Source organism: Bacillus sp. FJAT-29937 (assembly GCF_001509555.1).
Classification (GTDB): domain Bacteria; phylum Bacillota; class Bacilli; order Bacillales; family Cytobacillaceae; genus Cytobacillus.
In genome coordinates this window covers 390,211-409,243 of sequence record NZ_LMAS01000002.1, presented here as the reverse complement: position 1 = coordinate 409,243, position 19,033 = coordinate 390,211, and the positions used below count along the sequence as shown (strand labels likewise).

Annotated in this window: 21 protein-coding genes and 1 other annotated feature; of the genes, 8 read left to right on the top strand and 13 right to left on the bottom strand. The window is 39.0% G+C overall.

Going from position 1 to position 19,033, the window contains the following annotated elements; all coding sequences use genetic code 11:
- The first annotated feature begins 78 nt into the window (after positions 1-78).
- The gene (locus AR328_RS05720; RefSeq protein ID WP_066291955.1) at positions 79-1,095 is read left to right on the top strand and encodes a DUF1646 family protein; all 1,017 of its coding nucleotides are present in this window, start codon (positions 79-81) and stop codon (positions 1,093-1,095) included.
- A 49-nt stretch (positions 1,096-1,144) separates the two neighbouring features.
- Here AR328_RS05720 and AR328_RS05715 read toward each other — a convergent pair whose 3' ends face one another.
- The 3 genes from AR328_RS05715 to AR328_RS05705 form a co-directional block, all read right to left on the bottom strand.
- The gene (locus tag AR328_RS05715) at positions 1,145-2,308 is read right to left on the bottom strand and encodes a cation:proton antiporter (RefSeq protein WP_066291954.1); all 1,164 of its coding nucleotides are present in this window, start codon (positions 2,306-2,308) and stop codon (positions 1,145-1,147) included.
- 236 nt (positions 2,309-2,544) lie between these two features.
- Positions 2,545-2,982, bottom strand: coding sequence for a GNAT family N-acetyltransferase (locus AR328_RS05710; protein WP_066291526.1), 438 nt, complete (start codon positions 2,980-2,982; stop codon positions 2,545-2,547).
- Positions 2,983-3,090: 108 nt separating this feature from the next.
- Entirely contained in the window at positions 3,091-3,474 is a 384-nt protein-coding gene (locus tag AR328_RS05705) for a hotdog fold thioesterase (protein WP_066291523.1), read from the bottom strand.
- Between the two features lie 127 nt (positions 3,475-3,601).
- Here AR328_RS05705 and AR328_RS05700 point away from each other — a divergent pair, with 127 nt between their 5' ends.
- Positions 3,602-3,988, top strand: coding sequence for a hypothetical protein (locus AR328_RS05700; RefSeq protein ID WP_066291516.1), 387 nt, complete (start codon positions 3,602-3,604; stop codon positions 3,986-3,988).
- A gap of 76 nt (positions 3,989-4,064) precedes the next feature.
- On the opposite strand, the gene AR328_RS05695 is transcribed toward AR328_RS05700, so the two are convergent.
- The 3 genes from AR328_RS05695 to ald form a co-directional block, all read right to left on the bottom strand.
- Positions 4,065-4,319 (bottom strand): hypothetical protein, encoded by a 255-nt coding sequence (locus AR328_RS05695; protein WP_066291515.1) that lies wholly within the window; start codon positions 4,317-4,319, stop codon positions 4,065-4,067.
- A 249-nt stretch (positions 4,320-4,568) separates the two neighbouring features.
- On the bottom strand, positions 4,569-5,999 hold the full coding sequence (proS, locus tag AR328_RS05690; protein WP_066291513.1) for a proline--tRNA ligase: 1,431 nt from the start codon (positions 5,997-5,999) through the stop codon (positions 4,569-4,571).
- Between the two features lie 106 nt (positions 6,000-6,105).
- Positions 6,106-6,321, bottom strand: a binding site (T-box leader).
- A gap of 101 nt (positions 6,322-6,422) precedes the next feature.
- Complete coding sequence (gene ald / locus AR328_RS05685) at positions 6,423-7,538, bottom strand: alanine dehydrogenase (RefSeq protein WP_066291510.1); 1,116 nt, start codon at positions 7,536-7,538, stop codon at positions 6,423-6,425.
- Positions 7,539-7,823: 285 nt separating this feature from the next.
- Here ald and AR328_RS05675 point away from each other — a divergent pair, with 285 nt between their 5' ends.
- Complete coding sequence (locus AR328_RS05675) at positions 7,824-8,351, top strand: MerR family transcriptional regulator (RefSeq protein WP_066291503.1); 528 nt, start codon at positions 7,824-7,826, stop codon at positions 8,349-8,351.
- Positions 8,352-8,414: 63 nt separating this feature from the next.
- On the opposite strand, the gene AR328_RS05670 is transcribed toward AR328_RS05675, so the two are convergent.
- Both AR328_RS05670 and AR328_RS05665 read right to left on the bottom strand, forming a co-directional pair.
- On the bottom strand, positions 8,415-9,914 hold the full coding sequence (locus tag AR328_RS05670) for a leucyl aminopeptidase (protein ID WP_066291499.1): 1,500 nt from the start codon (positions 9,912-9,914) through the stop codon (positions 8,415-8,417).
- 60 nt (positions 9,915-9,974) lie between these two features.
- A complete protein-coding gene (locus AR328_RS05665; RefSeq protein WP_066291495.1) occupies positions 9,975-10,352 on the bottom strand; it encodes a DUF309 domain-containing protein in 378 nt (125 codons plus the stop codon).
- Positions 10,353-10,555: 203 nt separating this feature from the next.
- On the opposite strand from AR328_RS05665, the gene AR328_RS05660 reads away from it, so the two are divergent.
- The gene (locus AR328_RS05660) at positions 10,556-11,032 is read left to right on the top strand and encodes a divergent PAP2 family protein (RefSeq protein WP_066291492.1); all 477 of its coding nucleotides are present in this window, start codon (positions 10,556-10,558) and stop codon (positions 11,030-11,032) included.
- 27 nt (positions 11,033-11,059) lie between these two features.
- Positions 11,060-11,845 carry a cobalamin-binding protein gene (locus AR328_RS05655; protein ID WP_066291487.1) on the top strand — a complete coding sequence of 262 codons (786 nt, stop codon included), beginning with the start codon at positions 11,060-11,062 and terminating at the stop codon, positions 11,843-11,845.
- 40 nt (positions 11,846-11,885) lie between these two features.
- Here AR328_RS05655 and AR328_RS05650 read toward each other — a convergent pair whose 3' ends face one another.
- The 3 genes from AR328_RS05650 to AR328_RS05640 all read right to left on the bottom strand — a co-directional run bounded on the left by AR328_RS05650 (position 11,886) and on the right by AR328_RS05640 (position 14,586).
- On the bottom strand, positions 11,886-12,602 hold the full coding sequence (locus AR328_RS05650) for a 3D domain-containing protein (RefSeq protein WP_066291484.1): 717 nt from the start codon (positions 12,600-12,602) through the stop codon (positions 11,886-11,888).
- A 201-nt stretch (positions 12,603-12,803) separates the two neighbouring features.
- Positions 12,804-13,127 carry a YuiB family protein gene (locus tag AR328_RS05645; RefSeq protein ID WP_066291482.1) on the bottom strand — a complete coding sequence of 108 codons (324 nt, stop codon included), beginning with the start codon at positions 13,125-13,127 and terminating at the stop codon, positions 12,804-12,806.
- Positions 13,128-13,368: 241 nt separating this feature from the next.
- A complete protein-coding gene (locus tag AR328_RS05640; RefSeq protein ID WP_066291479.1) occupies positions 13,369-14,586 on the bottom strand; it encodes an NAD(P)/FAD-dependent oxidoreductase in 1,218 nt (405 codons plus the stop codon).
- 353 nt (positions 14,587-14,939) lie between these two features.
- Here AR328_RS05640 and AR328_RS05635 point away from each other — a divergent pair, with 353 nt between their 5' ends.
- A complete protein-coding gene (locus tag AR328_RS05635) occupies positions 14,940-15,935 on the top strand; it encodes an NAD(P)/FAD-dependent oxidoreductase (RefSeq protein WP_066291475.1) in 996 nt (331 codons plus the stop codon).
- Positions 15,936-15,968: 33 nt separating this feature from the next.
- On the opposite strand, the gene AR328_RS05630 is transcribed toward AR328_RS05635, so the two are convergent.
- The gene (locus AR328_RS05630; RefSeq protein WP_066291473.1) at positions 15,969-16,331 is read right to left on the bottom strand and encodes a HesB/IscA family protein; all 363 of its coding nucleotides are present in this window, start codon (positions 16,329-16,331) and stop codon (positions 15,969-15,971) included.
- A gap of 269 nt (positions 16,332-16,600) precedes the next feature.
- Here AR328_RS05630 and AR328_RS05625 point away from each other — a divergent pair, with 269 nt between their 5' ends.
- On the top strand, positions 16,601-17,299 hold the full coding sequence (locus tag AR328_RS05625) for a DUF2225 domain-containing protein (RefSeq protein WP_066291466.1): 699 nt from the start codon (positions 16,601-16,603) through the stop codon (positions 17,297-17,299).
- 101 nt (positions 17,300-17,400) lie between these two features.
- Here AR328_RS05625 and AR328_RS05620 read toward each other — a convergent pair whose 3' ends face one another.
- Positions 17,401-17,637: a YuzB family protein gene (locus AR328_RS05620; protein ID WP_225313747.1), complete on the bottom strand. Its 237-nt coding sequence runs from the start codon at positions 17,635-17,637 to the stop codon at positions 17,401-17,403.
- 293 nt (positions 17,638-17,930) lie between these two features.
- Here AR328_RS05620 and AR328_RS05615 point away from each other — a divergent pair, with 293 nt between their 5' ends.
- Positions 17,931-18,998, top strand: a complete 1,068-nt coding sequence (locus AR328_RS05615; RefSeq protein WP_066291459.1) for an NAD(P)/FAD-dependent oxidoreductase — start codon at positions 17,931-17,933, stop codon at positions 18,996-18,998.
- The last annotated feature ends 35 nt before the right edge of the window (positions 18,999-19,033 follow it).

The window sequence follows — 19,033 nt, the reverse complement described above, 5'->3', positions numbered from 1 at the left end:
GAAATTTTCTGTTTTATTCACATCTGGGCCGTTAGTCCGTTTTGGCGGAAAATTATTAGAAAAGGACTGACATACACAATGATTTTAGGACTTACAATTGTTTTAATATTAGTATTATTTCTACCATTCACAGTAAAAAAGGTAGAACATAATCTAGAAGCCTTCTTATTTATTATGGGTATTGCAGCTGCAGCGATCAGCCAGGTGCTGAATGGAGAATTATTAATAAAGGCTCTTGAAGATCCAATCCATATTACTCTTGCTGTACTTGTAGCTGGTTTAATATTTAGATGGTGCCAGAACCCAATCGAAAAAGGGATTCTTGGATTAAGTAATATGATGCCGTTTCGCTTATTTTTAGCATTAGTTACGATCGTTCTTGGATTAATTTCTAGTGTCATCACTGCAATTATCGCAGCGATCGTTCTTGTTGTAATCGTAAGTGTAATTCGACTTGACCGTAAATCAGAAGTGCGTCTTGTTGTACTAGCCTGTTTCTCCATTGGTCTTGGAGCTGCACTAACTCCAATTGGAGAACCACTTTCTACGATTGCCATCAGCAAATTAAATGAGGAATTCTTCTATTTATTTAAGCTTATTGGCGCCGATGTCATTATCGCTGTTATCATTTTTGGAATTCTATCAGCAGTCTTAATCAAGCCACAAAAAGACTCTGAAGGATTAACAGCATCCCTTGAAAAGGAAAGCTATAAAGAAATTATTATTCGTGCAGTTAAAATCTACCTTTTTGTAATGGGACTAACTTTCCTAGGTGCTGGATTCGAACCTTTCATTGAAAAATATTTACTAGGCATGAGCCCTTATGTACTGTACTGGATCAATATGATCTCAGCTATTTTGGATAATGCAACTCTTGCTGCGGCAGAAATTAGCCCTGCAATGGACGAGCCAACAATTAAAGCCATTTTACTTGGATTGATGATTAGTGGTGGAATGCTTATCCCTGGAAACATTCCGAACATTATTTCTGCTGGAAAATTAAATATTACGAGCAAGGAATGGGCAAGATTTGGTTTTCCACTTGGTTTAATTACGATGGTCGCTTATTTTATTGTCATTCTAATATTTGGTTAGGAACAAGCAAAGGGACAGATGCTATCGAAGGCATCCGTCCCTTTTTTCTTTATACACTCTTTCTAATATTAACACTCATTCCTGCCTCAGGATCTTTAAAAAACCATTTCATCATCGGCGGCGTGACAATGGTAGTAACAAGAATGACAACGATCATGACAGCAAACAAATCTTTGTCGATTAAATTGGATTCAATTCCTAGAGCGGCAATTATAAGTGCCACCTCTCCCCTCGATATCATTGCGGAACCAATTCCCATGGAACTTCTCCAGCCAAAGCCTGCAATCTTTGCGCCTAAACCAGCACCAATAAATTTCGTTAATATGGCTAGAATACTTAATAAAATGATTACCCATATATAATCAGTGACTCCTGAAAACTCTGAAGAGATCCCAATAAATGCAAAGAAAACAGGGACAAATATGGCTGTACTAATTGTTTCTACTTTTTCAAAGATTTCATGCTTAAACCCTGTAACACTAATAGCTAGCCCCGCCATATAAGAACCAATAATAGCTGCGACACCTGTGATTTCAGCGGTATAGGCAAAGACAAAACAAATAAAAAGACCCGCTGCAATAATAGGTTCTGAAACTTTAAGTTTAGAGAATGTTCTTAAAATAAATGGTACAGCTTTCCATGCAACGAGCAGAGCCCCTGTAAAAAAGAGGACTTTCTTTAAAAGAACTGATGTTAGGCTGACTTCTCCACCTGCAAAACTCATTAAGAACGCTAACGCAATCATCACAACAACATCATCAATGACCGCCGCACCTAAAATTGAAGTACCCTCTGGAGTCTTTAATTGATTCATCTCCCTTAAAGCAACAACTGAGATGCTTACACTAGTTGCTGAAAGCATTAAACCTAAAAACAGAGATTGGAAGGATGAAAGATCCATCATTAACCCTGCTACATATCCGAAGAAAAGCGGAAAAATAATTCCACCAAAGCCTACAAGGGTTGATGCTTTCCCAGAACGCTTGAACTCATTCAAGTCTGTCTCCAAACCTGCAATAAACATTAACAAGATGACCCCTAACTGACTAAATGCTGCTAAAGTATCTGTCGCAGTTACTAATCCAAAGACTGATGGTCCTAGTAAAATCCCAACAATAATTTCTCCCAACACGGCAGGCTGCCCCAACCTCACACTAATACTTCCCGCAAGCTTTGCGGCAAATAAAATGATCGCTAACTGCAAGACAATAATCAAAAACTTTCTCCCCCTTATTTTATTATTGAAATACAAAAAGAGCCTGCTACCAAAGGACATAGATATCCCTTGGTGACAGACTCCTCCAAGTAGTTCAATATTTGATTACTTACATTGTATCATATGTTAGATAGTATTAAAACCCTTTGTGAATGTGACAAATAACGGAAATACAGTCCATAAATATCACTTACATGGAAAGCTAGCACTCATTTGGATCCCTCCCTAATAATTTATGCGGAATAAAAGTAAAAATAAGTCGTTTCCTTTGTAAAACCTACTTTTTCATAGAGCTTTTGTGCACTTACATTATCAGCGGCAGTTTCCAGCAGAACTCCTTTAGCCTCTGTGTCCTCGGCAAATTCGATAGCTTTCTTCATTAATTTTTCGCCAAAGCCTTTTCCGCGTCCACCTTCTTTTACATATAGATCATTCAAAATCCAAAGTCGTTTCATACTGACCGATGAAAAGGACGGATATAATTGAACAAAACCAACAGGACTTTCTTCGTCAAACGCAATAAAAATGACGGAATCCTCTTTGGCTAGCCTCTCTTGAATGAACTCCCTTGCTCCATCGATATTTGATTCCTGCTTATAAAATATCCTGTATAAATCAAAAAGCTCTGTTACGGATTCAAGGTCAGCTAAGGTTGCTTTTACGATACTCATATATTGATATCTCCTTATAATTGTGTTTCTTCATAATCAATAGGAATGCCAAGTACTTTACTTCTACATTAAAAGGGCTGAATTCCTATAATTCAGCCCTATCATTTTCTATTTCCTTTTTATAACTGCCATTGTACATCTCGAAACACAAATAAGTTTATCATCTTCGTCAACAATTTTGATATCCCAAACCATTGTCGTTCTTCCCTGATGAAGAACAGTTGCAATGGCTGTAACCTTTCCATCCCGCTTTGCTCTTATATGGTTGGCGTTTATTTCAAGCCCCGCAACAGATTCTGTCTCATGATCGACCAGTTCGTAAGCACCTATGCTTGCTACGGTTTCCGCAAGAGCGACAGAGGCACCTCCATGCAGCACGCCAAATGGCTGTCTTGTTCGTTCATCAACAGGCATTGTCGCAACAACCTTGCCTTTTTCAAGTGAAATGATTTCCATCCCTAGAGCTTCAATCAATGTATTTTTCAGATTCAATTCAGTTCTCCCCTTTTTGCCTTTTACTATAATATAACAGAGTTTTCCATTTATTATAATACTTGTGGAAACACAGGAAAAGCTTTCTTCGCATATACAGAATTAAAAAGAAAGGGGGCCATTTAGAATGACTCCCCATTTTCCTTATGGACAAAATTTATTTTATATTACGCCTTATCAATTTCCCTATTACCCTTTCCACGGTATGTCCAATCGGCAATATCCGACCGTAGACCCCGGGACCTTCATGAGTTCTGCAAAGGATATGGAGAATATTATGAGAGATGTCAGCCTATTATTGACAAAGATGGCTTCGTCCAGAGCCTTTTCATTTGAATTAATGAGTGCCGCACAGGCTTCAAAGCTTGAAAAGGTTAATATAATGATTAAATCAACTGGAATTAAACATATCCCTAAAGTTAGTTACACACCAGATGGATTGGTTTTACACTTCGAATCCGTCAATCAATTGCAGGACTGCTGCAGTTTATCATTAAAGTTAAGATGGAAATAACTCACCATTTTTTTTGCGAAAATAAAAGAAAAAAGCTCTCTATATAGGAAGAGCTTTTTCTATGTGCCGATTTCTTTTAATAAAAAGGGTAGCCAGCTGCCATCGGTGGTCCATATGGGCCAAATCCACCATATCCACCATATCCAAATCCGTATGGTGGATATGGAGGATATGGCGCTCCATAAAACGGTCGGTTAGCAAGGAAAGCTCCAGCTACCCCGCCTCCAATTAAACCACCTAGAAGACCTCCAACAAATGGGGCTCCAAATAAAAAGCCAAAGAACCGTTCGTCTCCTCTATGATAAATGGGTCTTCCTCGTTGGTAATACATTTGGGTAACCTCCTAATATTTTTGCCTACACTACTTCATATGCATGTTCAGCCGTTTTTGAGTGGGCTTTTAATTAGGTTGCGGCCAAAACTCTTAAGTGGAAGAGTTACCCTTTTACATATATAAACGCGGCCAAAGGTGACCGGCCGATGGCGATTTTCACCTTCTCGGGCACCTATCAAGCACTTTGGTGACCGGCCCAGGCGAATTTCCTCCTGCTCGGTCACCATAACAAGCCGCACCTACAAATTAGTAAGCCTTCGCCCAATAAACAAGCTCTTTCGCTTCACGGCCGCAGCAGACGCACTCGGATGAAATAGCTTCTTGTTCAAATGGGATACATCTTGAAGTGACGCTTGTTTCTTCTTTAATTTTTTCTTCACACTCAAGCTCTCCGCACCACATGGCTTTTACGAAACCTGATTTATTGGCGAAAGTATCTTTAAATTCATCATATGTTGTCGCAACATATGTTTTTTGTTCGCGCATCTCTTTTGCTTTATTATATAAATTTTGCTGAATGTCTTCTAATACTTCTGTAAGCTTCGTCTCTAGCTGATCCAGGCTAACGATCAATTTTTCTCCTGTGTCGCGGCGGGCAAGGACGACTTGTTTATTTTCAATATCCTTAGGGCCAACCTCTAAACGAAGTGGAACACCCTTCATTTCATACTCATTAAATTTCCAGCCTGGTTTTTTGTCGCTTGCATCAATGCCCACACGTGCCAGTTTAGAAAGCTTGCCTTTTAAGTCATAGGCAAAATCAAGAACGCCTTCTTTATGTTGAGCAATAGGAACAATCATTACTTGTGTTGGAGCGGCTTTTGGCGGAATCACAAGCCCTCTGTCATCTCCATGGACCATGATCATGGCTCCAATGATGCGGGTCGTTAATCCCCATGATGTTTGATTTACATATTGCTGTTTTCCCTCTTTATCTAAATATGTAATGTCAAACGCTTTAGCAAATCCATCTCCTAAATGATGAGATGTTCCAGATTGCAGCGCTTTTCCATCATGCATTAAACTTTCAATTGTGTACGTAAACTTAGCTCCTGCAAACTTTTCTTTATCAGTCTTTCTGCCTCTTACCACTGGTATAGCAAGGACAGTTTCGCAAAGATCCGTATATACATCAAGCATTTGCTTCGTTTCTTCATGTGCATCTTCATCTGTTGCATGGCAAGTATGACCTTCTTGCCACTGGAATTCCATTGTACGCAGGAACGGTCTTGTTGTTTTCTCCCATCTAACAACGTTTGCCCATTGATTGTATAACTTTGGCAGATCACGATAAGAGTGGATAATCTTACTATAATGCTCACAGAAAAGAACTTCAGAGGTAGGGCGAACAACTAAACGTTCTGCCAGCTCCTCTGATCCCCCGTGGGTTACCCAAGCTACCTCTGGAGCAAACCCTTCAACATGGTCTTTCTCCTTTTGAAGCAAGCTTTCTGGGATAAATAATGGCATATACACATTTTCATGGCCAGTATCTTTAATGCGCTGATCCAATTCATTTTTAATATTTTCCCATAAAGCGTAGCCGTAAGGGCGCATAATCATGCATCCGCGCACACTTGAATAATCGATTAAATCAGCCTTCGTCACAACATCCGTGTACCACTGAGAAAAATCTTCATCCATTGCTGTAATGTCTTTAACAAATTCTTTAGCCATTTCTTTACACCTCTTTTAATTTTTGAAGGACACGGGGTTGGTTTTAAACTTTTAATGGGACAATAAAACCGTTTCCCTATCCTTATTAAAAAAAGCCATACTTCAAATTAGGGACCAATGCATGGCGGTACCACCCTAATTTAAAGCATAGCTTTACACTCGAATCATGATAACGGATATGAACCCGCTTGTATCTTCAATAATTATCCGATACAGTACTCGGAGGCAGGTTCAAGTGGTTGTTTATAGAAGCCTTGCAGCAAATAGCTTCCTCTCTAGGATAAACTAAAAACACTTTACTAATCCTCGTCAATGTATTTACTCTATTTTTGGAAATTATATAAATAAATCTTCGCAATGTCAAATTTCATTGAAAAAGCCCCTAGCTTGAAGCTAAAAGGGCTTAAGTTGAAAAATCAATTCTTAGTTTTCGAATGCTTGGTCAACAGACACATACTCATAACCAAGGTCTTTAGCAACGGCTTGGTAAGTAACGTTTCCGTTTAGAACGTTAACACCTAGTTTTAACGATGCGTTGTCTTCAACTGCTTTCTTAACACCTTTGTTAGCAATTTGCAGTGCATAGTTAATTGTAACGTTTGTAAGTGCGATTGTAGAAGTTCTTGGAACAGCACCAGGCATATTAGCAACAGCATAGTGAACAACGCCATGCTTTTCATATGTTGGGTTATCATGAGTTGTAATATGGTCAACTGTTTCAAAGATTCCGCCTTGGTCAACAGCCACGTCAATAACAACTGAACCAGGAGCCATAGACTTAACCATCTCTTCTGTTACTAATTTAGGAGCTTTAGCACCTGGAATTAGAACAGCACCAACTACAAGATCGCTTTCTTTAACAGCTTGAGCGATATTGAATGGGTTAGACATTAATGTTTGGATGCTGTTGCCGAAGATGTCGTCTAATTGACGAAGACGCTCAGGGCTAAGGTCAATAATCGTTACTTGAGCTCCAAGTCCGATCGCCATTTTCGCTGCATTAATACCAACTACTCCACCGCCGACGATAGTAACTTTACCGCGTGAAACTCCTGGTACGCCTGCTAGAAGGATGCCTTTTCCGCCATTTGTTTTTTGCAGGAATTGAGCTCCAATTTGAGTAGCCATACGTCCAGCTACTTCACTCATTGGAGTCAGTAATGGCAATGTGCGATTTACTTCAACTGTTTCATATGCAATCGCTGTAACACCAGTATCTACTAGAGCTTTAGCTAATTCTGGCTCTGCAGCTAGGTGTAGGTATGTGAATAATACTAAATCTTTGCGGAAAAATTTATATTCAGACTCAAGAGGTTCTTTCACCTTCATAACCATTTCTGCAGCCCATGCTTCAGCAGCTGTAGGAACGATTTCTGCTCCAACCTCTTTATAATCTTCATTTGTGAATCCGCTTCCAAGACCTGCCTCTGATTCTACTAAAACTTGATGACCTGCTTTAACAAGTGTATAAACACTTGCTGGTGTTGCAGCCACACGGTTTTCATTATTTTTTATTTCTTTTGGTACCCCAATAATCATAGAAAATATTCCCCTTTCCTAACATTCTAAAAATTATAAGCACCTTAAGTATAATAATTGAATTCAGATTAATCAACATGATTCGAGTACTTGTAAATATTTTGTCAGTTGTTATATTTTTCTGACTATTACCTACTTTAAGTTTCCATTTATTAATATGATAGGGAATGATAGAAACATGTAGCATCTCCACTTTCTTTGCCGAAAATAAACTAGTTTTGTCATACAGGAAGGAGTTTATTTTTATTGGAAGAATTCAAATAAGTAATGAAGGAGGGGATCAGTGTGAATACAAGTGCTGTTGCAAAGTTATTAGGGGTTTCGCCAAGCACAGTACAGCGTTGGGTAAGACAGCTGGAGCTCCAAATGGATCGGAACGAGCTTGGTCATTATTGGTTTAATGAGGAAGATATTCAATTGCTTAGACAGGTTCAAGATCAGCTGAGTAATGGAATCATCCTGCAGAATGTAACTGTTCAAGACGGCAAGCCACGGAGAGGAAGTCTGACAACAACCGTAAATATCAATGACAAAGCAACTGAAAAGCTGCTGGAGAAAATCGAATTGCTGGAACAGAAAGTGAACGGAAAAGCAGATGATGTCGTGTCCTATCAGCTGTTGCAGCACCGCCGTGAGATTGAAGATCTTCAGGGTATTATTAAGAATTTAACTGAACGGATCGAATTACTTGAAAATAAACAGAGCAGCCTAAAAAATAAGCTGCCTGCCGAAAACTTATTAATATTTGATAATGAGAAGCCCAAAAAGAAGGCAAAAAGAAAAAATATTATTACATCTCTTTTCGGTTTTTAGGGCAAAACAAAGGTGCCAGTCACCTTAAGGGGCAAGGGGATATTCCCTTGTCCCTTTGTGTCCTTATACTTCAAATCTTTCTACAAGCAGGGCAAGTGTCCGTACCATTACGCCTGTTGCACCGGATGGCCCGAGATTATGTTCTTTGCGGGTCGTTGCTGTTCCAGCAATGTCAAGGTGCACCCACGGTGTTCCTTCAGCAAATTCTCCAACAAATCCGCCTCCCATAATCGCATGTCCTTCTCGTCCTGGAGAGTTATTTAAATCGGCAATTTTACTGCTTCTAATTCTTTGTTTATCTTTTTCAAATAAAGGAAGTCTCCAGATTGGCTCCCCTGCTTCATAGGATGCTTCTAGAACCTGCTCCCATAGTGCTTCATTATTCGTTAAGGCGCCTGTCGTTTCATTTCCGAGCGCAACAATGACTCCTCCCGTTAATGTCGCAACATCAATTAGATAGTTAGCTCCATGGAACTTTGCATACGTTACAGCATCAGCTAATGCAAGGCGGCCTTCAGCATCTGTATTCAATACTTCAATCGTTTTGCCGCTCATAGAGGTGATCACATCATCAGGCTTAAGCGCATTTCCGCTAATCATGTTGTCAGTTGAAGGAATAACTGCGACTACATTTTGTTCGGGTCTAAGCTCACCAATAACTTCCATTGCCCCAAGAACTGCAGCTGCACCGCCCATATCCGCCTTCATGCCAACAATTCCATCCTTAGGCTTAATGGAGTAGCCCCCAGTGTCGAATGTAATCCCTTTTCCTACTAAACCAATGACATCCTTCCATTCTTCTTTTCCTTGATACTTCAGCACAATCATTTTAGGAGGTTCCACAGAGCCTTGGTTAACGGCTAGTAAGGCTCCCATGCCAAGCTTTAGCATATCTTCCTTTTCAAGGATCTCTGCTTCAAAATCATATTTAGCCGCCAATTCTAGAGCATAGTTAGCCATATCTGTAGCCGTCAGCATATTTCCCGGAAGATTGACAAGTGTACGGGCTGAGTTCGTTCCTTTACCATATGTATAACCGACCGTTAAAGCTGCCTTAATTTCCTCTTCTTCTAAAGAATCGCTATAGACAGTTATATGCTCAATGAATTTTTCTGGCTCATTTGATTTTTGTTTATAGCCAGCGAAGGAATAAGTCGATAATGTAAGTGCTTCACCAACAGCATGTGCAGCATCCATTGCATCTACGTTTTCATTCGAAAATGATGAAAGGAAAACAGCTGCGTCCTGTAGCTTGTCTGCTTTTATAGCTTTAAATGATTTCCCAAGTGCCTCACGTAAAACTTCAAAGCTATAATCATTTTCCTTGCCAAGCCCGACAATATATAATCTTTTTGCCCCTATTTTCCCGAAAGTATGTACCTTTGAAACGGACTTTTTCTTGGCAGTCACATCACCGCCTCTAACAAGGTCTGTTAATTGCCCGCCAAATTCATGATCAAGGCTTGAAAGAACACCGTCGAATTTATTGGGTCTTTCAAAAATTCCAAGGATGAGGCATTCATGTTCTTTTGCAAAATTTAATTCCTTTAACACTGTAAACATATTTCCACCTCCATATTTAATGCTCTCATTATATCGGAAAAAGGAAATTATTTCGACTAACTAATCATTCAAAAACAATAGTAACTCAGGTAATTTAGGAAGAGACTCAACCTCTTCAAACGGAACACGGTCAATATCCTTTGGAAAAAGGGAAAGACATTCTTCCATAAATAAATAGACGTATTCAAGATCGATCCCCCAGTGCATTGGACGGTAATCCTGCAAATAATCATGTGCCGCCTGCATCATGAGCCTGGCGCCTTTAATATTGCCGTATTCATAATGATAAATCGCTACACTCATTTGCAGCAGCCCTTTAAAAAATAAATTCCCCTTATCGGTCATCCACATTTCCTCGAGAAGATCATGGCAAGTGTAGTAATCCCCTTCGTTAAACTTTATAAAAAACTCATAATATTCCAGTGGGTAGTCCTTCAATCAAATCACTCCCCTATGAGATATTTTACAAAAATAATACAATTCCCCTCTGCTTTTCCTTCTAAAACCATTGCACTATCAGCAAATTATTATTATCATCTTAACAAAAGGATTTAATTCTGCGCAAAATAGTCGAAATTTTTCTAAAAAAAACGACAGAATTAAATATATTTCCTTTCGGTTGTTTAAAAGGTGGTTAATAAATGGATTTATTATTGAATTTTCCTCTTTGGTCGGCCATAGCGGCCATCTTCTTTGCCCAGTTTGTTAAAGTCCCAATTCACTTTATTGCTACTCGAAAAGTCAATTGGGCATTGCTTACGAGCACAGGCGGAATGCCAAGCTCTCATTCAGCTGCCGTTACCGCACTTTCAACTGGTGTTGCTTTGGAAACGGGTTTAAACTCACCAGTGTTTGCAATATCTGCTGTATTTGCCATTATCACTATGTTTGATGCGACTGGAGTTCGCAGACAAGCCGGGGAACAGGCCATTGTGTTGAATCAATTAATGTCAGATTTTAACCGTTTTGTGGAAGAAGCAAAGGTTTGGCAGAAAAAAGCAGAACAAGAGAAAAGGAAGGAACTTAAGGAATTGCTTGGGCATAAACCAATTGAAGTTTTTTTTGGAGGCTTAACCGGCATTCTGTTAACCCTTTTTCTACATTATATTATTTCTTGATACATATAACCAAAAGGGGTGAAATCATTGAGAATCGTTTCTATATGTCCAAGTAATACAGAGCTAGTTGAATATTTAGGCCTTACTCACCAACTCATTGGTGTTGATGATTTTTCTGACTGGCCAGAACAAATTAAACATTTACCTAGGCTCGGGCCGGATTTATCGATTCATATGGATAAAGTGGAAGAGCTGCAGCCAGATTTAGTTCTGGCATCTTTAAGTGTGCCTGGCATGGAGAAAAACATTGAAGAATTAGAGAAAAGAAACATACCCCATATCATTCTAAATCCACAAAGCTTGAAAGATATTGAAAATGATTTAATGATTACCGCGAAAGCATTAGCTCAGCCTGAGGCCGGTGAAAAAGCTGCTTCGGTATTCCGCTCACAAATCGAAGAATTAAGGAAGATCGCTGCGAATATAGAGGAAAAGCCTTCTCTTTACTGGGAATGGTGGCCGAAGCCTGTCTTTACCCCAGGTCAAGTCAATTGGCTAACTGAACTAAGTGAACTTGCCGGAGCCGTTAACTTGTTTAAGGATGTTGAATTGGCGAGTGTTCAAACTGATTGGGATGATGTGTATCGCCGGAACCCCGATTATATTTGCCTTGCATGGGTGGGTGTTCGGAAGGAAAAAGTTAATCCAGAAATTGTTCTGAAAAGACCAAATTGGGATCAATTGAACGCAGTCAGAAATCAGCATATTCTAGTTCTTGAGGAAGAGCTCTACTGCAGGCCATCCCCTCGTTTGATCGAAGGAGCGATTAGGCTGGCGAAAAAAATTCATCCGGAAGCTTATAAATCAATATAAAAACAGGCAAATCCGTTATCCGTGGATTTGCCTGTTTTTTTTATTTTCGCTCTGATTTAATATATTGCTGACGAAAAACCTGCATGGATTCATTTTCATTTAAAGCATGTAATTCTTCTTCGGTAAGAGATCCGTCACCCATTTCAACTACATAAACTTCAATTGTTCTTTTTCCCCATTCATTATAAACATCATCGACTGTTTCAAAATAGAGGTCAACCTTATTTCCTTTAATTGCTCCCCCTTTATCAGCAACGACTCCATATCCATAATCAGGGACAAAAATGATCGTTCCAATTGGGAATACATTTAAATCTGCTGCTACTGTTGAATATAAATCTCTTTTCACCTTTACGCCTGAATATGTAATACCGAATCCAGGATGGCCAGGATTTTTCCCTGTTGATTCATAGAAAGCGGTATAACCTGTAGCTATTACTTGTTTCACCGGATATTGTGACCAATCAATGGCCTCCTCTAATTTTGGCGGTGTTCCAGATACCGCCTGACTAGAAGAAATTTTTAAATCTACATTTGCAATCTGCTTTAAATATTTATAGGCGATACCCACACTCTTAAACGTATGATTAAAAGGATGGTCATCTGAATTCTTACTTTGACGAAAATCATCGCTATTAAAATAATTGACGATTGATTTTGCATGTACTCCAGAAATGGATTGAAAGGTTGTTAATAAAGCTGCTAAAAATAAAGTTGACATGATTACACGTCTTGTCCAAGTTTTTATTCTATTCATATTTTTATTTCACTCCTCCCAAGAATATTCATCTCCAACTTTCAAGAGATTATTCATGGAAGGGCCAAAAAAATAAATTAAATTGTCTGAAAATGGTCATTTTTGATCCAAAAAACCTATAATTTATAAAGCTTTCCCTGAATTTTAACAAATAAAAAATCCCCGCTAAATGCAGAGATTTCCAACTCATAGAAAGTATTTTTAAAACATTTGATACCCTTTTTTACGAAGAACTTTAATCGTTATTCCTGCCACTATGGCACCTGCCATCCCGCTGCTCAAAATCAGTACATCCGCTGTGGCGAGCTGGGCTAATTCATTTCCCAAGCTTGAAAACGATTCTTTAGTCTTTTGAAAATACTCAATAAAACGCACCTTATCAATGATTAGTATTGCAACAATTGGGTAGATAATTGCCATGATCCATGACATTCTCAACAGCATATTTAAAATAAATCCAATTCCAAAAAACAACACAAAAAATAGCAGCATGGAAATTGGCAATACGAAAATAGTCATCTGCATTGATTCCGTTCCTCCCTCAGCACATCAATAATTAGTGTACTTAATGTAGATTTGGGAGTCAATTATTATATTGGGTTAAATTGTCCTATTTAGTTATATGCTTTTTGATTTTATGCGCGTTATTTTTTTTATTTGCACGATATCTCTGATTTATGCACGTTAATCATTTTATTTGCACGTTTACTTTTATAAAAAAAAACCTAAGGAACTTGCTATCCTCAGGCTTTTCATTCAATCGATTTTATAAAAAATTAAATTTCCCTTTTTTCATAACTAGTGATGGGCCGCCAATCATATAGAGGGAACGGTTGTCGATAACTTTCTTCATGAATGAAGCTTTTGTGCCAACCATTTTCTTTCCGAACGCAACTCCAATTGCATCGTCTTCCCCTAGAGAACATACAGTCCCTTTAATATCTGGCTTGAACGATTCCAGCTCCGTTTTATTGCGAATAAGCGCAGTAATGTTTCTGGCACAAACCTCACCTTGCTGCATAGCAATTTGTGCAGTTGGAGGGTAAGGACGATTAATTTCTTCGTTAATAACAAGCGCGCAGTCCCCGATAATAAATACATCGTCATGGCCAGGTGCTCTTAAATCCGGCTGAACCTTTACACGGCCTCGCATGGCTTCAAAGCCTGATTTCTCAATAAGTGAGTTCCCGCGTACACCAGCTGCCCAGATGACTGTACCTGCTTTAATTTCTTCTACTTCTTCCTCGCCTTTTCCTACAATAATTCCATCAGGAGTACACTCTTTAATTGCAGTGCCAATGCGGAATTCAACGCCTTTTTTCTCCAAATGAGCTACAGCATACTCCACTAGCTCAGGATCAAACCCAGGCAGAACCATAGGTGCAGCTTCCACACAGATGACCTTTACCTTTTCGTAATCAACGTCATACTCATTGCATAGTTCCGGAATACGGTTTCCTAATTCACCAAGGAATTCGATTCCAGTGAAGCCAGCTCCGCCAACAACTATGGTTAAACGCTCATCTTTTTTCTCAGCTTCTGTATTATAAATGGCAAATTGATATTCGATATGTTCACGGATTTGTCGTGCAGAGTTCACGTTCACAATTGAGAATGCGTATTCTTTTAAGCCTTTAATGCCAAATGTTTCAGATTCACCGCCAAGAGCAACGACTAAATAATCATAATCAATCTCACCATTTGCAAGAATAACTTTTTTCTCTTCTGTTTTTACTTCTACTGCTGTATCTTTAATAAAATCAACCTTGTTTTGATCAATGACCGTTTTAATATCATATCTCACTCGGTCATGATGAAGAGTTCCTGCAGATGCTTCGTGCAGCCACGTTGTTTCATAATGATAATCATTTTTGTTAACTAAGACGATATCGGCTTCATTGACCCCTATTGCCCTTTGTAACCGAGTCGCTGTCATTAAGCCGCCATAACCTGCTCCTAATATGACAATCTTTTGTTTTCTCAATGTATATCTTCCACCTTTTAGAAGTTTTATTTATTATTACCGATTCACGTTACTCTTAATACTTTTTGGTTATCAAGAGTTTGTGATGTAATTCACTTAAGATGTCAAAAAAAATTAAGAAATTTGTCACAAAAAATTAACATTCTATCTACCCTCATATTATTCTTTTTTGATATGGATTTCAAGCCTAAAAACGTGAAAGGAAAATATTCGGAAAATTCGGGCCGTTATGGTGAAATTATTACTTAAATGTTTCGTTTATTCATAATATTATTAACAAGGAAGTGAGGTTTGTAGAAAAATATGTTATTATATACTGTGAAATTGCACTATCATGGTTGGGGGGTTATGTAGTGAAAGAAGATCAAAGAGTATTTGATATAACGATTATTGGCGGAGGTCCTGCTGGTTTATTTACTGCATTCTACGGCGGAATGAGGCAGGCTTCTGTTAAAATTATAGAAAGCTTGCCACAGCTTGGCGGCCAATTATCAGCCCTATATCCTGAGAAGTACATATATGATGTAGCAGGATTTCCAAAAGTCCGCGCTCAAGAATTAATAAATAATTTGAAAGAGCAAATGGCTAAGTTCGCACCCGCAACTGCACTTGAACAGTCTGTAGAGAAGCTTGAAAAGCAGGCAAACGGCCTTTTTAAGCTAACAACGAATAAAGAAATACATTATACGAAAACGGTTATTATAACGGCAGGAAACGGTGCCTTCCAACCTCGACGCCTTGAATTAGCAAGTGCGGCACAATATGAAGGAAAAAACCTTCACTATTTTATTGATGACCTCAATCAATTCGCTCGTCAAAAAGTTGTTGTATTTGGCGGAGGGGACTCTGCTGTTGACTGGGCGCTTATGCTAGAGCCGATTGCTGAGAAAGTAACAATCGTTCATCGTCGCGATAAATTCCGTGCCCATGAGCATAGCGTTGAAAATCTTCACAATTCTAAAGTGAATATTAAAACACCATTTGTCCCTGCCGAATTAATCGGCGATGACAAGGGCATAAGCCAAGTAGTACTAGAAGGTGCAAATGATAAGACAAGGGAAACAATTGATGTAGACGCAGTCATCTGCAACTACGGATTCGTTTCTTCCCTTGGCCCTATTAAAGAATGGGGTCTTACCATTGAAAAGAACTCAATCGTTGTCAATTCCAAAATGGAAACAAATATTCCAGGCATTTATGCAGCTGGAGATATTTGCACGTATGAAGGGAAAGTAAAGCTAATTGCATGCGGATTTGGTGAAGCTCCTACAGCGGTCAACAATGCAAAAGCATACATCGATCCAAAGGCTAAAATCCAGCCAATGCACAGCAGCTCTATGTTTGACTAACCATTAAGGGTGCCTAAAGGGCACCCTAATTTATTAACATTCCTCTGGTGTACCTGCCGCGGCGGCAGTTCTGAAGGAAGACCCGCATCCGCATGACGCGATCGCATTCGGGTTATCAATCGTAAACCCGCCGCCCATCATCGATTGCTTATAGTCAATTTTTGTTCCATTCAGGATCTGTGCGTCCTCTTTGCTAACAACAATTTTGATTCCATGCTGCTCGAATTGGCTATCATTTTCTTCTACTTCATGGGCAAAACCCATCCCATAAGATAATCCGCTGCAGCCCCCGCCTTTTACAGAGACCCGCAATAAGGCAGTTTCCTCTTCGTTAGCCTTCATCATATCTTTAATTTGCGAAGCAGCAGCTTCTGTCAAAATAACAACTTCACTCATTTAACTTCACTCCTTTAATTCATTTATGATTGTAAATCCTTAATTTAAACTTAATCACGGTATAAACTATGAAAACATCCTCTTTCTATAATAGTATATACACTACAGTTCGTGACCTCAACTAATCAGTTTCTAACAAATATAATTGCATTTAAGGTTCCGAAAAAGATAACATAGTGCTTTTATCATGCAATAAAGGTTAATTTTAGTTATAATGGTATATATAACTTGCAGAAAAACTGAACCGATTTTCCTAGGAGGCAATCACGATGATTGAAATTGAACCCATCTTTGACAAAAAGTGCGAATGTAAAATGTGTAAAAAATCGTTTACTAGCAAAAAACTGCGTTCTAGGTTTATAAAGGTAAAGAACTATGACACTGATTTCTGCCCTAAATATACCTCTGAGGAAGCCAATCCGATCCTTTATCACGTTGAAGTTTGCCCTCATTGCGGATACTCTTCAACAAGCGATTTTTCTCCCTATTTTCCACCCGGAACGATTGAAGACATACAAGCTCAGGTTTGTGACCAATGGAGTCCCCAAGATCTTGGACAGAAGCGTAAATTAAGAGATGCCATCAAAACATATAAATTAGCCGTCTATTGCGGCCTGCTGAAAAAAGAGAAGCATATCACCATTGCAGGCATGTATATGAGGTTAGCGTGGATCTACCGAATCCTGGAAAATGAGGAACAGGAACAAAGATTTTTGAAGCTGGCAGTAAAAACGTATGTAGATTCATATATGGCAGATGATTTTAGGGGTACACAAGTTTCTGAAGTGAAGCTTATGTATTTAATAGGCGAGCTTTCTAGACGAACTCATCGAAATGACCAAGCTGTTAAGTTCTTTTCAAAGGTGATTGAACAGCAAAATCGGTCGATCGAATCGGGGATTATCGAAATGGCTAGGGAGAGATGGTATGAAATGCGTGACAGCCAGAAGACTGCTAAGCAAGTTTAAGAAAAGGGTGATAAGAAGAAATGCCAACCTTTTCATGACAAGCTGAAACTTGTTATGATGAACGGCAAAATCTTTTTATCACCCCATTTTTAAAAAATATATTAAAACATTGGATTTTCCTCTAAATATTGATAGATATTTTCAACTAGTTCATCAGGAGTTTCCCCTGTAACTACCTCCCCATTTACGAGAGCAAATAAGGCAGATGCACATTTTCCGCAATAGCCTAAACATCCATATTCAATAACATCGAGGTCATAATCCTTCTCTAATATTTCAAGCGCCTTTTGAGATCCGCTCGCCAAATTGCTGACACAAAACTCAATGATGGGCTTTATCACTACAATCACCTCAGCCTGAAGCAATCAATCCGAATACTTCATATTTAAACATAAACCCTTTTTCATGCTACCTTTTTTCACAGATTTCTGCAATATTTTTAACTTTTATTAGTAAAACGTATAGGAACAAAAAATATTCCAGTATTACATCATATGGATTGTATTGTCAAGCTTCAATCTTATTAAGGTTGTGATTTTATGACAATTTAGTTATACTTTCTATGGGAATAGCGATTTACATATACAATTTCAGCAAAGTTTTTTCAGAATGGACATAAAGGGGATACAATATGAAAAACCTTGTAATTCTGGGCGGAGGCTATGGCGGGATGCGAGCCATTGAACGTCTTCTTCCCAATCAGCTTCCAGATGATGTTTCCATCACTTTAATCGATCGAGTACCTTATCATTGTTTGAAAACAGAATATTACGCATTAGCTGCTGGGACAATCTCTGATCAGCATGTAAGGGTGGCCTATCCTGAACACCCAAGACTAGAAGTGAAGTTTGGCGAAATCACCGGCATTGATCTTACTAACAAAAAGGTAGACCTGCTTGAAGGCACTTCGGTTCATTATGATGACTTAATTATAGGTTTAGGCTGTGAAGATAAATATCATAATGTGCCTGGTGCAGACGAATTCACGTTAAGCATTCAAACCATTGAAAAGTCTCGAGCCACATACCAGGCTTTAAATAACTTAACTCCAGGGTCTGTCGTTGGAATTGTCGGTGCTGGATTAAGCGGGGTTGAAATTGCATCTGAGCTGCATGAAAGCCGTTCGGATTTAAACATTAAATTATTTGACAGAGGGAGCCATATCCTTTCTGCCTTTCCCGAAAGATTAAGCATGTATGTTGAAAACTGGTTTAACAACCATGGGATAGAAGTTGTCAGTCATTCTAATATTACCCGTGTAGAAGAAAATGTCCTTTTTAATCATGATGAGCCCGTTCCATGTGATGCCATCGTATGGACTGCCGGCATTCAGCCTAATAAGGTCGTTCGTGATATGGATGTTGAAAAGGACCCTCAAGGGCGTGTTATTCTAACTAAGCATCATAACCTTCCTGGGGATGAACATGTGTATGTTGTCGGAGATTGTGCAAGCCTTCCACATGCACCAAGTGCCCAGCTGGCTGAAGGACAGGCTGAGCAAATAGTGCAAATCCTATTGAAACGTTGGAAAGGTGAGGAACTTCCTGAATCACTTCCAACGATCAAGCTAAAGGGTGTACTTGGCTCCTTAGGCAGTAAGCACGGATTCGGTGTCGTTGCTGATCGAGCCATTACAGGCCGAGTTGCTAGACTCCTTAAATCAGGAATCCTTTGGATGTATAAATTTCACAGAGGATAAGAAAGCCGGCATTAAAAATGAGCATCTCCTTTTCG